The organism is Catellatospora coxensis (assembly GCF_016862635.1).
Classification (GTDB): domain Bacteria; phylum Actinomycetota; class Actinomycetes; order Mycobacteriales; family Micromonosporaceae; genus Catellatospora; species Catellatospora coxensis.
Genome location: NZ_BONI01000016.1, coordinates 70133 through 84776, shown reverse-complemented (window position 1 = coordinate 84776; position 14644 = coordinate 70133). Strand labels below are relative to the sequence as shown.

Sequence of the window (14644 nt, the reverse complement as noted above, 5' to 3'; positions counted from 1 at the left end):
GGACGACATCCAGCGCGAGCACCGGTGTGTGTGCCGCGCTGGATGCTCTACGATCGCCGTACGGATCGGCGCTGCAGTCGTGCTGCGGGGTTACCGGCTCTCCATCAACGCTTGACCGCAGACGCGCACGCGCAGCGAGCCAGGTGCCTGCATCTCATCAGGGAGATCCGTATGACCAGCTACAGCCTGTCCCGAGGCGCCACCCGCACCACGATCGTCGCGACGTGGAGCGGCGAGGAGTGCGACCAGACCGCCAACATCACCACCCTGTCCGATGCCGAACACGCCAAGGACCTGGCCGTCTTCCTGACCCGCTTGTCCGAGGCCGCTTGGGACGCTGCTGCGTTCCTCGACTCGCACCCAGCGGTCGAAGATGGCATCGGCCGGCTGATCGGGAAGCTACGCGCCCAAACCGAGATCATCACACCGGTCAAGCTGGAAGCAGGGAACTACCGCCACACCGGCGGCAGCTTCGCCGAAGTGCAGTTCCTGCTCGACCACGACCTCGATCGGGCTCTGACCCCATTGACGCGCACCCAGCGGCTGACCATCGCCGACGAACTCACCCACGACGCCGCCGAGCGCGCCGAAGCCCTTCAACTGCTGCCCACAGGCGCCGACCCTGATGATGGCTCATCCAGGATCTGGCAGATGTGCGAAGTCACCCGATCGGGGAAACTCGGCAACCTCGGGCCACTTCCCGAAGGGGCCGCAGGCTGGATCGAGCGGGGCTGGGGATGGGAGTACAGCCCCGCCCGGCGGTGGGGTGCCCGCGAACAGCTGGTCCGCATCGAACAGCTCATCGCCGCCTGTGAGGCCATCGGAGGACGGGCCGGCGCAGACGACGAGCCGCTGCAAGCCCACCTCGTCGTACCGCGTGGCCATGGTGTAGATGACGTGGAGATCGTCTATGTGCGGTCCAGGCGCGACGGCAACCACGCCCGCTACTTCAACCCCTACGCCTACATGGTCGTGACCAGCGTCCGTGCAGGGGGCGAGACGGCCTTGGGTGAAGTCGCCGCCGTCGATGACGACACCTTCGCACGACTACTGGGGGAGTGGACCCGCGCTATTCCCTACCTGCGCAGCACCGACACCTACGTCGACCCCGCGACGTTCGAATAGCCGACAGCCAGGCGGCACGTCACCGCCAGCACGGCCACACGGCCTACACCTGACGCGCCGCCCGACACTGCGGCAACCACCCCAGCGGAACGGAGCGGCCGGCTGGAAGGACCTGGTCGAGTCGTCGCAATAAGTGAACCCCGGGATCCGAGTGACCCGGGGTGTCGGACATTGAACCCTGTACCAGCAGACCGCTTCGGGAACAGCCGGCCTGTCACCTTCGTCGTCACTGAGCCCGGCCCCGTTACACGGGTAGTGGCTGGCCCTTGAAGACCTGATCGCGATGCCAGTCGAGGTGCGAGGGGGCCGGGTGAAGGGTGCCGGGCCTGCCCTGCAGCAGTCGTCCGTGCAAGTCGTAGATGGCTTTCCCTGCCGGGGTCCGGGCGGTGAAGGCCGTGGACACGCACAGGCGCAGGCCGGTGTCGATGCCCAGGACGCCGCGGTCGAACAACTTGTGGTGCAGCACGCACAATGCCAGGCCGTTGTCGAGGTCATCCGGGCCGTCGAGGGCGAACCAGCGCACATGGGCGGCATCGATGCCCACGGTGGCGCCGAGGAACTGCCCGTCGAAGCCGCAGAACGCGCACTGGCGATCCCATGCCTGGATCACGGCGTCACGCCATCTCGGATCGCGCCTGCGCCGGCTGCCGGGATCCGGGTCGGGCACGGCGTCCGGCGAGTGCAGCACCGCGTCGGGGTCGAGGCCCACCGCGGCCAGCACGTCCGGGGCGATCGACGGCGGGAAGTGACTCTCCACCAGCGCGCGAGCCGCCGACGCGACCAAGCCCGGGTCGCTGCGCAGAAGCGACTCGAGATCGGCGGTGAACTGCCCGACGGCGTCGGTGGCGTTCAGCGGAGTGATCGTGTCCATCGGGACGTCGTGGTCAAGGATCCAGATCCCGTCGGTGCGCAGCCGCGTGAAAGGGTACGCCGCGCCCTGCACCCGGCTGGTATTGGACGCCGGCCCGAACTCCGCCACCAGGTCGCCTAGCGCGGCGCGGGCGTCGTGCCACGGCAGGCGGCTGGAGCCGACCGCAGCCATCCGGCCCAGGGCGAGCAGGACCAGCAGCGGCTTGTGCGGGGAGCGCCGTCCGTCGCGCTGGTGCTGGCGCAGCCGAGCCAGCTTGGCCAGGGCCTCGTCGCGGCCGGTCCCGGTGTCGTCGCCCACGCGCCGGATTCTGTCACCGTAGGGATCCTCGCGCTGCCCCTGCCGACAAAGGACGTGTACCCGAGGGCTTCGTACTCGGCCACGCTCAGAGCAAGGACCCAGGTCGAAGGGAGCGCGCAAGGTCAAGAGGAAAGGCGATCACCTGGAACACCGGGCAGACCAGCAGGCTCACGCTCAACTTCGTCACCCAGATCGCCGGCGCGGTCTACACCTCCACCGTCACAGGAACAGTTGCCAGCGGCCTGTTCACCGGCGACACCGTGAACGGCAACCAGACCGGTCCAGCCACCGACATCCTGCTGTGCACAGCAGGCCTGGGCAGACTTTCCAGCATCTACACCACAGGCACGCTCGCCTTCACCTGAACCTGGACCCACGACTCCGCCTGTCCGGATGGCGTCGTTCGGCGGGCCCGAGGTCCGGCTTGTCGCAACGCAGTTCGCGGCATGGCGGGCCTGTGCACCGATAAGCGAGGATGAGGTGTGCTCGAGTACCTTGATGCCCTCGGCTCCTTCTCCAGCGCCGTCATTGCCGCCATCCTTGCCGGCGAGCTCTTTCGCTTCCGTCGCCGTGAACGTGATAGCCAGCGCCGCGCCCAGGCCGAGCAGGTCACGATGGCGGCGCAACCGGTGCTGGAAGAGTCGGCCCCCGGCAGCCACCACGTCACCGGGGGCAAGTTGGCGATATTCAACGAGAGCAACCAGGTGGTCCACCTCCGCCAGCTCCTGCTGGTCGCAGACATCGGCTGGGAACAAGCCCGGATGAACCATGGCCGGCTCAGCCTCCACTCCGTGGACCTTCCGGCGCTCACCCTGCGGTCAGGCACGGAGCTGAGTATCGACCTGCCAGGGGAGTGGGCAGTTGAGACCGGAGTAGGTGGGACCTTCGCGATCGTGACGTTCGCTGACGCCCGTGGCGAGATTTGGCGACGCAGAAGCGACACCCTCGAACTGGCCCCGGGTAAGCAGCCCATCGGGCGCACCCAGCGGCTGTTTCAGTGGATCATCCGCAGGGTACCGCCGCTACGGTGGGTTCTGCAGGCTGTTCCGTTGAACTTCGCCTGCTGGGTGACGCGACGTCGTCCGGACCGAGGCCACGTCCCGTTGTCGGCGAGATGGGTGCGCCTTACTCACGGCTACTGGCCGCCTGGCGGGGATGCGGTGACCGAGCCATGGCTACGCCCCAGCGGCGCGCCCGCGAGATGGGGCCACGAGGGACTGAGCTGCATGTAGGCCTGGTAAGGCCAACGGGCGGCGCTCGTGCCCGTGTGCGAAGCTCACCCGGCCGACTTCCCGAAGGCACTGGAGGAGACGTCGGATCGAACCGTCTGCTACTGACTCTCTCGAATCAGGGTCTGAGCTGAGTCCTTTGTGATGCTTTTGGGGTATCGCCCATGTGCGGGCTGGTCGGTTCCATTGTTGGCATGAGGTACGCCGACGGTGGTGGAGTCGATCAGGCCGGGCGGGACCGCCGTGAGCAGGTCCGCGGCCGTGCGGCGGCGATGTTCGCCGACGGGCTGAGCGCACCGCAGGTCGCCGCCGTGCTGGAGGTGTCGACGAAGGCCGCCTACACCTGGCGGCGCGCCTGGGCCGCTGGCGGCGCGGACGCCCTCGCTTCGAAAGGACCGCCGGGTAGAGCCCGCAAACTGTCGGCTGACCAGGTCGAACGACTGGTCGCCCGTCTCGATGAGGGCCCCGCTGCGGCGGGCTACGACGACCAGCGTTGGACACTGGCCCGGGTCGCGAAGCTGATCTCCACGATGTTCCACCAGACGCTGAGCGTCCAAGCCGTGTCGGTGCTGCTGCATCGCCTGGGCTGGACACCGCAGGTGCCCGCGCACCGGGCCGCCGAACGCGACGAGGATCAGATCGTGCACTGGCGGCGTCATCAGTGGCCGGCGGTAAAAGGGTCGCGCGCAGGCTGGGCGCGTGGATCGTCTTCGCCGACGAGAGTGGGCACACGCTGAGACCAGCCAAGGCCCGCACCTGGGCCCCGCGCGGCAAGACCCCCGTTGTCGCGGTCACCGGCAAGGGCTCGGGCCGTATCTCGATCGCCGGGCTGGTCTGCTACCGGCCCGGCAGGCGCAGCCGGATGCTCTACCGGGTCATGGTCCATCGAGGCCGCAAAGGCGAGCCGAAAGGTTTCCGCGAATCCGATTTCGCCGCCCTGCTGGAGGGTGACGGTGGTGCCGTCGGCCAGGGCGACGGTGCGGCCGTCGACGGCCTGCAGCAGTTCAGCGCGGCTGGCGGCCACGACGTCGATGACGCCGAGTTCCAGGGCCTGTCCGGCGGTGACGGCCTTGCCCTGGCGTACGGCGTCGTCGGCGAACTGCTGGTCGCGTTCGCGCAGCCCGGCGATGGACCGGGCGTAGGCCGAGAAATCATTTATGATCTTGTCTCCGGCGGGTTCGCCGGTCTGCGCGTTGACGGGAGTGGCCGCGCCGATCGTGGTGCCGGGCGCCATCGCGGCCACGTGCGCGGCCATGGTGATGATCGCCCCGGCGGAAGCGGCGCGGGCCCCGGACGGCTCGACATAGACGATGATCGGAACGCGGGAGCCCAGGAAGTCACGGACGATGGCGCGCATCGCGGGGTCCAGGCCGCCGGGTGTGTCCAGTTCCACCAGCAGCGCCTGGCTGCCGCGGTCGACAGCTGCGGCCACGGCGTCGCCGAGATGGTCGGCGACCACGGGGGTGATCACACCGTCGACACGGGTCACGAGCACGCCGGATGACTGCCCGGCAGCCGGTTGCGCGCCTGCGGCCACGGCGAACGCAACCGCCACCAGCGCCCAGATGCGCAGGACCCACGTCACGGTTCCTCCCTCCCACGCTGCCCAGCGGCGGTGGAAGCGCTCCCCGAAGGTGGACTACCCGAGCCTCAGCCTGCACAAACACTGTCATCTCGGGGTGCGGCGCCTGCGTCGGGCGGATGGTGGCCTGTCACCGAGCGGCTGGCGATGGCAGTGACACGTGCTGCCCACAACCTGCCCACCACGTCGCCGAGAGGATCATGCCGAGGGTGGTTCTCGGCGCCAAGACGATGCCATCGCCGCTGCCGCCCGGTGGTGACGGGAAGGCCCGCCGATCACGTTTGCGACGGCGGCGACGGGGTACGCATACCGCGATTCTGCTGTGCGGGCCGACGGCCCGCCGGCGGAGGGGGGAGCCATGGAATGGTGGCTCTGGTTGATCGTGATCCTGGTGCTGATCGCTCTCGCGGTGGTGATCCTGGCTAGGGTCCAGGCTGCGAGGCGCAAAGGCAAGGTCGTGTCGTCGCGTCCGCCGACAAAGCCCGGTGGCCGGTGATGTCCGGACTGGTGCGCGCCACAGCGCTGATGAGCAGACCTGTGGTGACTTTGTCAGGCGACGCGGTCGGGCAGGTCAAGGACGTGGTGTACGGCCCGACCGGCGGCCCGCTTCGCGGATTCACGCTGGCCGGAAGGGGAATGTTCGCCGGGCCGCGCGACACCGCCCTGCCCGCGGATGCCGTCCACGCAATCGGCCCCGACGCCGTCATGATCGAAAGTGAGGACCGCCTGACCGAGTCCGGCGCCGTCGTCGACGAGGTCGACGCCCGTGACCGAGCCGTGCTCGACGACAAGGTCGTCACCGACACCGGCACCGAGTTGGGCACCGTGTGCGACGTCATCCTCCGGCTCGACGGGGTGCCGCAGGTCGTCGGCTACGAGATCCGGGCGAACCCGGTGCTGCAGGCACGTGGACACCGGGTGCTCATCCCGGTGCCCGATGTCCTGCCCGTGTCCGGGCAGGCCGTGGTCGTCCCGCAAGAGGTCGTCGCGTACGCCTGTGCGGACCTGGACAGGTTCGATGCCGCCGTCGACGCGTTCCGTCAGCGGCGAAGGAGCCACGGCGACATCGTGATCCGGGGCCTGGCCGAAGGCTTGGATCCCACCCACGCCCGGCTGTCGGAGGTGGTCAGCGCCGACTGCGTCACCGTACGCCCCGGACCAGAGCGTCGACGATGCCGTCGACCTGATGCGTCGGCATGTGCTGCGCCGCCTGCCCGTCGTCGAGGACGGACAACCGGTCGGCGTAGTGTCGATCGGCGACCTGGCTGTCGAACGCGACCCGGACTCGGCGCCAGCCGACATCAGCAGCGCACCGCCGAACCTGTGACCGCGCAAGTCGCCAGCGGCGACAGCGCCGTACCTCGGGCACGTACGGCGATGGCCGTCCGGAGGTGAGTTCAACCCATGACCCTCTCGTGCACTGCGATCGTGGTCGGTGTCGACGGCTCGCCGGAGTCTGATGACGCGCTGCACTGGGCCGCCAGCGAAGCGGCCGTCCGCGGCTGCGGCTTGCGGCTGCTGCACGCCGCCTACCTGCCGACCCTGACCGGCCACGAGTCCGGCACGCTTAGCACGGCCACCGACCAGGCGCTCGTCGCAGCCGGACGGCACCTGCTGGCCGAGACCATGTCGGCACTGGACCGGCAGACGCCGAACCTCCCCGTCACGTCCGAGGTGCGGTGGGGAAGGCCCGCCGACGTGCTCGCCGAGGCCGGCGCCGAGGCGGTCATGGTGGTCGTCGGTGACCGAGGCCGGGGCGGGTTCGCGTCGCTGCTGCTGGGGTCGACCAGCCTGCGCACCGCGATGCGGGCGCCCTGCCCGGTCGCGGTGGTCCGCTGCGGCAGGCAGGCAGACCCAGCCGACGACATCGGCCGTGGCCGGGTGGTGGTGGGCGTCGACGGCTCTGCCCGGTCGGCTGCCGCTGCCATGCTGGCTTTCGAGGAGGCGGCCCTGCACCAGGCCGACGTCAACGCCGTGCACGTCACAGCCGCACCGCCGCGCGAGGTCAGCGCCACCCTCCGGTGGGGCGAGCAGGAACGCACCGACGGTGAGAAGCTGCTCGACGAAGCCACCGCCGCGGCACGGCTGGCCCATCCCACCGTGAGCGTGGACTACACGGTCGTGATCGGCAATCCAGCGGCGACGCTGATCGACCAATGTGTGGGCGCGCGGCTGGCGGTCGTCGGCACCCGGGGCCGCGGCGGCTTCACCGGGCTGCTGCTCGGATCGGTCAGCCAGACCCTGCTGCACCATGCCTCCTGCCCCGTCCTTATCACGGGCGGCCATCCCCCAGCCGACGACGCCGCACCCGACGGCGGTGCAGCTGACGAAGGCTCGTCGTCGGTATGAATCGGCGAGGATGGCAGGTGAGGTGGGAGGACTGGCGGTCGCGGCTGTGGCCGTTGCCGGCCCTCGGGGTCGCGGTCGCCGTCGGGCTCGGCGTGCTGCTGCCACGCGTGGACGTGGCCGTCGCCGCGCACCTGCCACCGGCGTTGGCCGGTCACCTGTTCAGCGGCGGTCCGGAAGCCGCCCGCACCGTCCTGTCGGCGATTGCCGGCTCGCTGATCACCGTCTCCGCGCTCACGTTCTCCCTGACCGTGGTCACCCTGCAGCTGGCGGCCAGCCAGTTCTCCCCGCGGCTGCTGCGCACCTTCACCCGCGACCCGGCCGTGCAGGTCACCCTCGCGCTGCTGATCGGCACGTTCACCTATGCCGTCATGGTGCTGCGCACCGTCCGCTCCGACACCCAGACCCAGGCCGCGTTCGTGCCGCAGCTGTCGGTCACCCTCGCGTTCGTGCTCGGCCTGATCGCCTTCGTCACGCTGATCGCCTTCCTGGCTCACCTGGTCCGCCAGATCCGCATCGAGCTGCTGCTGCAACGTGTCACCGCCGAGACCACCGCCACCATGCACCGCCTGCGCGAGGACCGGCGACACGACCAGGGGCAGCCGCCGGCGGCAGCGCCTGGCGCGGCACCCGTCCCGGCGCGCCGCACCGGCTTCCTCGTCGCTGTCGACGACACCGCTCTGCTCAAGGCCGCCGTCGACGCCGGGGCCGTCATCAGCCTCGACCGGCGCGTCGGCGACTGGCTCATCGAAGGCACCCCCATCGCGCACACCTGGCCCGCCACCCCGGCCCCAGAAGCCGATCCCGCCGCAGACGAAGACCTGGCGGCAGCCCTCGACCAGGCGCTGACCATCGGCCCCGAACGCACCGCCGCCCAGGACATCGCCTTCGGTCTGCGGCAGCTCACCGAGGTCGCCGTCAAGGCGCTGTCACCCGGCATCAACGACCCCACCACCGCCGTGCACGCCCTCCACCACACCAGTGCACTGCTGTGCGGGCTGGCGCGCCAACCCCCCAGCCCTCGCGTGCTCCACGACGAACAGAAGCGGCCGCGGGCGGTCATCGGCGAACCCGAACTCCCGGAACTGCTCGACCTGGCCATCGGCCAGCCGAGACGCTATGGCGCCGCCGAACCCGACATCCAGGCACGCCTACTCACCATGCTGCGCGAAGTCGCCTGGTGCACCACCGAACCGCACACTCACGACGCGATACGCATCGAACTCGACCAGATCAACGACACGATCAGCGCCCAACAGCACTACACGGCCACCGAACGAGCCCGGCTGCGGAGCCTGTCGGCCGACGTCCGCGCAGCGCTGGCCGGACGCTGGCCACCCGAATCATGACCCTGTCCGCGTGTCCGCAGTAGCGACTCGGGGTAGGCACTCAGCACCACTGCCGAGGCCACCGGCCACTGACCGGTGACTTCGCCGATGCCGCCGCCGATGCCGGCCGCCATAACCTGAGGCGACGCTGCCATCAGACCGGAGGTCACCATGTCCGTGGACCCTTCCGAAGGCGATCTCGCCCGTTTCGTCGTCGACGGGCCGGACGGCCCGTTCGTCATGCTGAACCTGCTGCGGTTCAACGAGGGCGGTCGGGAGCGGTACGCCGAGTACGCCCGGAGGTTTCGCGAACTCGTCGCAGACCGGTACGGCGTGACGACAGTCTACGCCGGCGATGGCGGTGCGCCGCTGGTCGCCGGATCCGGGTCGGGATGGGACGCGGTACTGCTGGTCGCCTACCCCGACCGTGCGGCCTTCGGGCGGATGGTCGCCGACCCCGACTACCAGCAGATCGCGCATCTTCGGGCCAGCGCGCTGGCCGAGACGGTACTGCAGCCCACCCAGCCATGGGGCAGGCCGCGCCCCGGTGCCTGACGCCGGTTTCGGGCGTCACAGCCATGATGCTCGCGCGCGATCTGGAACTCGACCAGCTCGTGGCTAACGATCATGAACGAGCAAACTTCGGTGGTCGGTCGAGGGCGTCACCAGAATCAGACGGTTCAGGCACGGGGCAGGCCCAGCTCGCGGCGCAGCCGTCCCTTCAGGACGTCGAGTTCGGCGTCAGTGGTGTAGACGTGCTCCTGGTCGAGGGTGACCGCGATGAGGTGCCGGTGGGGGTTGCGGCTGATCTCGTGGTGGTAGATGGCACCTTGTTCGACGTCGAGGACGGTGCGGGTCAGGTTGCCGGTGTACAGGGCGGCCAGTTCCTCGTTGAGCGCGGGGTGACGGTCGATGATCCGCTGGCCGTAGGTGTGGTAGAGCTCGCGGCGCTGGTGCGGGGTGAGCTGGCGGACCCGGTATTTGCCCTGTTCGAAGGCGTCGACGCTGAAGATCCGCTGCGCGGGTGCGTCAGGCTGGCCGTCCGGTGGCTCATACAGGGCGATGTAGTGCAGCCGTTCGACGCTGAGGGCGTCGCGGCAGGCTTCCAGCAGGGCGCGGTCGGTGGAGTCGGCGTGGTAGCTGCCGGGCACGGTGGAGATCGCGATCTCCTCGGCGGGCAGCGTCGTCGTCTTCGGGTTCTCGATCACTTCCTGGACGTCTTCGACGCGGAAGTAGAAGCATCCGATGGCGAAGGTGGTGACGCCGAGCAGCAGGGTGAGCATGCCGACGACGTCTTGCACGAAGTCGCTTTTGAACAGATCGTAGGCGGCGGTGACGAGGAAGCCGTGGATGGCGCTGCCGAGTCCGGCGAGGATGAGGAATGCGCCGCGGGCCCGCTGCACGTTCAGCCAGCCGGGGCGGGCGATGTAGAGCCCGCCGGCGGTCAGCCCGACGATCACGACGGCGACGGCGGCGCGACCGAAGTTGAACGGCTCGTCGCCGAGCAGGGCGAGCAGGATCTCGAAGATCAGCGGCAGGGCGATGGTGCTGGCCAGGATGCTTGCCATCCGCTGGGACCAATTGATTTTCGGTACGGACGTGGGGCTGGCAGTGGTCATCAGGCACCTTCGCGGGGGTGGTGGGAGGGTGATCCTATGCCGACGACGGCGGGCGGGCGGCCGTGGTGCGTTCAGGGATGCCGGGACGGGTCGGGGCCTGCGTCGCGCGTGTCCGTGGCGGCGGGGCTGCCGGTGTCGCCTGCAGTCGCGGGGCGGGGGGCCGGGACGGCGGCTGCGGGTCTCAGATGGCGGTCGAGCAGATGGTTGGCTGCGGTGTGCAGCAGGTTCGCGGTGATGATGGCGGGGGCGACGACGGCGACTACGCCGTCGAACTGGATCTGCAGGGTGAGCGCGAGGATGATCGCGGTGATGCCGTTCTGCTGGGCGGCGGCCAAGTGCCAGCGGTCGTTGCGGGGCATGCCGCGGGTCAGCAGCCAGGCGGCGACGGTCTGCGCCGCGAACGCGGCCACGCCGAGGCTGATGCCTTCGGCGATGGCGATGCCGTCGATGAGCAGCACGCCCAGTGCGGTGGCTGCGGCATACGTCGCCGCGGTGGTGACCTTCGGGATCCAGGCGCCCAGTGCGGCGGGTCGGGCGAACAGGCCGATGATCGCGATCGCGAGCATCCAGCCTGTGGCGACGGCGACGGCGACGAAAGCCGCCAGAGCGAGATACTGGGCCCAGGGGCGGGAGCCCGCCACCCGCCACAGCGCCCAGGCGACGGCGGCCACGGCGAGGTTGCCGGCGAGGTCGGCGGCGTAGAGCAGCAGCGGATCGCTGTCCGAAGCGGAACTGCCGCCCAGTCCGAACGAGGTGGCCGCGACGGCTGATGCGTAGACGGCCAGCACGACCGTGAACGGGTCGTCGAACGACGACCACGCGGCCAGGACGGTGCGCGCGCGGGTGCTCATTCGTTCGTCGCCCATCAGTGCGGCAACCGACAGCGGGTCGATCTGAGCGACCGCGACACCGAGGAGGAGGAACAGCGGATTCTGCCAGGCCAGCGCCAGCAACCCGCCGATCAGCAGCGCCTTGACGACGACCCCGACGGTTACCGCGCCGACGATGATCTTCTTGTCGGTGCGGGCCTGGGCCAGGTCGATGCCGTAGGTGGCGCTGTAGAGACCGACCGCCAGCAGCAGGTAGGCGCCGACTCGGTAGCTGGTCGAGTGGGCGAGCGCGTCCACATCGGCGGACAGCGCCCAGGCGATGCCCAGGCCGAGCAGTATGAACAGGCTCAGCTGTCCGATTCGGCGCACCGACTTCCACCTTCCGTCGCACCCGCCAGGCATTCGGGCATGGCGTGCCCACCGTGGTATCAGTAGGCGGCAACAGGTTACCGGTAGGTACGGGCCTCACCTGGGGATCGCCCCGGGCGGCACCCGTCGACCAGCCGGCGCCGACCCTCAACGCCGGCCGCGCCGGACGTCGGCACGCTCGCTCATCGGGGTGACCGAAGCGTGGCGATCCGAACTCCTGCCGAGCAGGGCAGGCACAGCCGATCCGCTGTCACGGTGGACCGGCGCCATCCGTATGCCGGCATGAAACCCGTTCGGCATCCTGTAAGGGCCGCGGGTTGCCTCCAAGGCGGTCAAGCGTGTTCAAGTTCCGCTTCTACCCGACCGGCGAACGGGATTGCGTCGTCCACTCCGAAACTGTGGGACACCTGCTCAGGTGAGCTGGGCTGGTCGGCCGAGACGGCAGGCTGGTGCCGACTCGGCCGTGACCAGATGCGGGGCGCAATTACCGAGCGCCCCAGACGGCACTGCCGACCAGGATGATCGTTGCGGTGATGAGCATGGCGGCGGCAGCCGGGCCCCGCTGGTCCGGGCGCAGCCGGGTCAGCGGGCGTGACAGGCGGCTGAGCACGGCCAGTGGCAGCGCGGCCCGCCACACGTCGCGTTCGACCTGGCGGCCGGCGAAGGTCACGACGCCCGGGAGATGGCCTACGGCGCGCATGAGCGGGCCGACCATGGCGCGGCTGCTACGGCGGGCCGGTACACGTCCGGCGGTGATGTCGGCCAGCGCGGTGTGCAGTCCGCGCTCGTCGTTGGCCCAATGCGCCCGGAAGCGGATGATGCCGTCATTGTTGATGAGGTACGCGGAGTTGGGTTTGGGGCTCATCGCCCGGTGCAGGCGTCCATCGAGGTCGTCGACGGCGACCTCGAACGGCACGCCGTGGTGGTCACGCAGTTCTTCGGCGTGGAGGGCCTTGTCGGCGAAGGTGCTGGGCTGGCCGAACAGTTCGCCTGGGTGTGCCTCTCTGGTGTTGACCAGCACGAACCGCACCTGTTTGCCGAAGCGTGCGTGGAGGCGGCGCAGGACCGGGCCGGCGCTCTCGGTGACCGGGCACGTGCGTGAGCCGAACACCAGCAGCACGGGCCGCAGGCCGAGGTCGGTGTCACGGAACCGGCCGCCGTCCAGGACGGGCAGGTCGAAGGCGGGAACGCGGTCGCCGGGGCCGGGAGCGCCGCGAGCGAAGGTCAGGTCGTCGATGAGTAGCGCCGTGCGGAAGCGGGTGAACCGGTAGGCGACTGCGGCCTGTTCGTCGGCGGTGGTCGTTGTGGGGGCCACGATGTTCTCCAATCGACTTGACTGATCGGTCAAGTCTGCGGGTACGGGAAAGGGCGGTTCGGCGGTGCTGCGCGACTACTTCGGCGCGAGCAGCATCCGCAGGTCCGCCTTGGCGTGTAGTAAGAGGCGTGGGTCGTCGTAGGCCTGGGCCAGTAGCGCCAGGCCCTGCAGGTGCGCGAGCAGCCGGGTGGCGGCAGCGCCGGAGTCGATCTTCGGATCGACCTCGCCGCGGCCTTTGGCCTCGCTGATCGCATCGGCGAAGTACCGCTTCCACGCGTCAAGTACCCGGGTGACGTGGGCGCGAGCGTCCTCGCCGTGTGCGGCGAGTTCGGCGGCCAGGCCGCCCAGCGGGCAGCCGGGGGTGGAGCCGGTCTTCTCGCGCATCATGGCGAGCATCGCGGCGAAGCTGTCGAGGAAGCGGTCTATGCGGGCCAGGGGTCCGACGTCGTCGGCGAACGCCTGGACCAGCACTGCGCTCATCATCGTCCAGTTGAGCTCGAAGACGGCGGCGCCGAGGGCGTCCTTGGACGGGAAGAAGTGGTACAGGCTGCCTTTGTGGACGCCTGCGGCCCGGCACACGTCGTCGGTGCTGACCTGGGCCAGGGAGGTGCCGTGGACCAGGTCTCGGGCGACCGCGACGATGCGGTCGCGAGTGTCGCGCGCCATCCCTCCACCTTTCTTGACCGTCCGGTCCACTCTATGGTGGAGTTGACTGTCCGGTCAAGTAAGTCGAGCGGTGTCGGGTGGGGCAGCTGATGTGTGGGCGCGGCGCCTGTAGCGGCCGGGAGGCTGGCCGTGAGTGCGCGCGAACGCGCGGTTGAACGCGAACTCGGACGTGTAGCCGACGCCGTGGGCGATGGCGGCAACCGGCACGGTGGTGTTGCGCAGCTGGTGCGCGGCGACGGTGAGGCGCCACCGGTTGAGGTAGGTCAGCGGCGGCTCGCCGACGTGGTGGGTGAACCGCCGGGCGAGGGTGGCTCGGGAGACGTTCACCGTCGCGGCCAGGTTCTGCAAAGTCCAGTCGAATCCGGGTCGCCCGTGCAGCGCGCTCAGGGCATGCGCGGTGACAGGGTCGCGCAGACCTCGTAGCCATGAGACGCCGACGGTGTCCCCGCCGGTGTCGAGCCAGACGCGGATGACATGGATCAACAACAGGTCGAGCAGGCGCACCGCGGCCGTGCCGGAACCGGTCGCGGTTCGCCTTCGGGTCTCGTTGGCCAGCAGGTCAAGGACCGTACGCAGCGACGGTCCGCTCTGCGGCTCGGCGGTGGCCACGTGCAGCACCTGCGGGAGCAGGCTCAGCACGGGGTGCGCGGCGTGTGCCTCGTAGCTGTAGCCCGCGCACAGGATCCGGGTGCGGGCACCCGGCCCGTCGAGCCTCAGCTCACCGTCGGGCTGGATGAGGCTGCGTTTGAGGTCGTCGTCGAAGCGGCGTGTCGGCAACCGCGGGTCGGTGGCCAACTCGTGCCGCGTCCCGGCGGGCAACAGGACCAGGTCGCCCGGCCCCAGCTGGCGCGGTGGCATGCCGTCGGCGGTGAACCAGCAGGTGCCGTCCACCACCGCGTGGAACATTGCCCCCTGCCGGGCCGGCAGCTCGATGGCCCACGGGGCGCGTGCGTCGAAGGTCGCCATGAGACTGGCGTCGACGCGGGCCAGCGCCAGCACGTCACCGAGAACATCCACCCGCCCAGGGTAGGCGGCGCGTCGGGCACCGCGACACTCGCGGTGAGACT

At 69.8% G+C, this 14644-nt stretch carries 14 protein-coding genes and 1 pseudogene; 8 read left to right on the top strand and 7 right to left on the bottom strand.

Annotated features, from left to right (window positions below; all coding sequences use genetic code 11):
* The first annotated feature begins 171 nt into the window (after positions 1-171).
* Positions 172-1125 carry a hypothetical protein gene (locus Cco03nite_RS11830; RefSeq protein WP_203692099.1) on the top strand — a complete coding sequence of 318 codons (954 nt, stop codon included), beginning with the start codon at positions 172-174 and terminating at the stop codon, positions 1123-1125.
* A gap of 244 nt (positions 1126-1369) precedes the next feature.
* Here Cco03nite_RS11830 and Cco03nite_RS11825 read toward each other — a convergent pair whose 3' ends face one another.
* The gene (locus Cco03nite_RS11825; protein WP_203692098.1) at positions 1370-2293 is read right to left on the bottom strand and encodes a phosphorothioated DNA-binding restriction endonuclease; all 924 of its coding nucleotides are present in this window, start codon (positions 2291-2293) and stop codon (positions 1370-1372) included.
* Between the two features lie 482 nt (positions 2294-2775).
* On the opposite strand from Cco03nite_RS11825, the gene Cco03nite_RS11820 reads away from it, so the two are divergent.
* Together Cco03nite_RS11820 and Cco03nite_RS11815 are read left to right on the top strand one after the other, a co-directional pair.
* Complete coding sequence (locus Cco03nite_RS11820; RefSeq protein ID WP_203692097.1) at positions 2776-3525, top strand: hypothetical protein; 750 nt, start codon at positions 2776-2778, stop codon at positions 3523-3525.
* A 161-nt stretch (positions 3526-3686) separates the two neighbouring features.
* Entirely contained in the window at positions 3687-4259 is a 573-nt protein-coding gene (locus tag Cco03nite_RS11815) for a winged helix-turn-helix domain-containing protein (protein WP_239167310.1), read from the top strand.
* On the opposite strand, the gene Cco03nite_RS11810 is transcribed toward Cco03nite_RS11815, so the two are convergent.
* Complete coding sequence (locus Cco03nite_RS11810) at positions 4181-5107, bottom strand: Clp protease/crotonase-like domain-containing protein (protein WP_203692096.1); 927 nt, start codon at positions 5105-5107, stop codon at positions 4181-4183. The two genes, Cco03nite_RS11815 and Cco03nite_RS11810, sit on opposite strands and share 79 nt — an antisense overlap.
* Positions 5108-5599: 492 nt before the next feature.
* On the opposite strand from Cco03nite_RS11810, the pseudogene Cco03nite_RS43135 reads away from it, so the two are divergent.
* From Cco03nite_RS43135 to Cco03nite_RS11785, 5 genes and pseudogenes are all read left to right on the top strand, one after another.
* Positions 5600-5998, top strand: a pseudogene (locus tag Cco03nite_RS43135) (PRC-barrel domain-containing protein); the annotation flags it as partial.
* 292 nt (positions 5999-6290) lie between these two features.
* Positions 6291-6431, top strand: coding sequence for a CBS domain-containing protein (locus Cco03nite_RS11800; RefSeq protein ID WP_203692095.1), 141 nt, complete (start codon positions 6291-6293; stop codon positions 6429-6431).
* 77 nt (positions 6432-6508) lie between these two features.
* Positions 6509-7453, top strand: a complete 945-nt coding sequence (locus Cco03nite_RS11795) for a universal stress protein (RefSeq protein ID WP_203692094.1) — start codon at positions 6509-6511, stop codon at positions 7451-7453.
* 17 nt (positions 7454-7470) lie between these two features.
* On the top strand, positions 7471-8799 hold the full coding sequence (locus Cco03nite_RS11790) for a DUF2254 domain-containing protein (protein ID WP_203692093.1): 1329 nt from the start codon (positions 7471-7473) through the stop codon (positions 8797-8799).
* Positions 8800-8949: 150 nt separating this feature from the next.
* Positions 8950-9333: a DUF1330 domain-containing protein gene (locus Cco03nite_RS11785; protein WP_203692092.1), complete on the top strand. Its 384-nt coding sequence runs from the start codon at positions 8950-8952 to the stop codon at positions 9331-9333.
* A gap of 125 nt (positions 9334-9458) precedes the next feature.
* Here the strand turns inward: Cco03nite_RS11785 and Cco03nite_RS11780 are convergent, their stop codons facing one another.
* From Cco03nite_RS11780 to Cco03nite_RS11760, 5 genes are all read right to left on the bottom strand, one after another.
* Positions 9459-10346, bottom strand: coding sequence for a hypothetical protein (locus Cco03nite_RS11780; protein WP_203692091.1), 888 nt, complete (start codon positions 10344-10346; stop codon positions 9459-9461).
* A 122-nt stretch (positions 10347-10468) separates the two neighbouring features.
* Complete coding sequence (locus tag Cco03nite_RS11775) at positions 10469-11596, bottom strand: cation:proton antiporter domain-containing protein (RefSeq protein ID WP_203692090.1); 1128 nt, start codon at positions 11594-11596, stop codon at positions 10469-10471.
* Positions 11597-12080: 484 nt separating this feature from the next.
* On the bottom strand, positions 12081-12911 hold the full coding sequence (locus Cco03nite_RS11770) for a TlpA family protein disulfide reductase (protein WP_203692089.1): 831 nt from the start codon (positions 12909-12911) through the stop codon (positions 12081-12083).
* Between the two features lie 75 nt (positions 12912-12986).
* Positions 12987-13577 carry a TetR/AcrR family transcriptional regulator gene (locus Cco03nite_RS11765; RefSeq protein ID WP_203692088.1) on the bottom strand — a complete coding sequence of 197 codons (591 nt, stop codon included), beginning with the start codon at positions 13575-13577 and terminating at the stop codon, positions 12987-12989.
* A 54-nt stretch (positions 13578-13631) separates the two neighbouring features.
* Complete coding sequence (locus Cco03nite_RS11760; protein ID WP_239167308.1) at positions 13632-14594, bottom strand: AraC family transcriptional regulator; 963 nt, start codon at positions 14592-14594, stop codon at positions 13632-13634.
* Positions 14595-14644: the final 50 nt, after the last annotated feature.

Coding starts and splice junctions, on each gene's coding strand:
- Cco03nite_RS11800 (WP_203692095.1), top strand. CDS start 6,291: ATGCGTCGGCATGTGCTGCGCCGCCTGCCCGTCGTCGAGGACGGACAA.
- Cco03nite_RS11815 (WP_239167310.1), top strand. CDS start 3,687: ATGTGCGGGCTGGTCGGTTCCATTGTTGGCATGAGGTACGCCGACGGT.
- Cco03nite_RS11830 (WP_203692099.1), top strand. CDS start 172: ATGACCAGCTACAGCCTGTCCCGAGGCGCCACCCGCACCACGATCGTC.
- Cco03nite_RS11795 (WP_203692094.1), top strand. CDS start 6,509: ATGACCCTCTCGTGCACTGCGATCGTGGTCGGTGTCGACGGCTCGCCG.
- Cco03nite_RS11765 (WP_203692088.1), bottom strand. CDS start 13,577: ATGGCGCGCGACACTCGCGACCGCATCGTCGCGGTCGCCCGAGACCTG.
- Cco03nite_RS11780 (WP_203692091.1), bottom strand. CDS start 10,346: ATGGCAAGCATCCTGGCCAGCACCATCGCCCTGCCGCTGATCTTCGAG.
- Cco03nite_RS11785 (WP_203692092.1), top strand. CDS start 8,950: ATGTCCGTGGACCCTTCCGAAGGCGATCTCGCCCGTTTCGTCGTCGAC.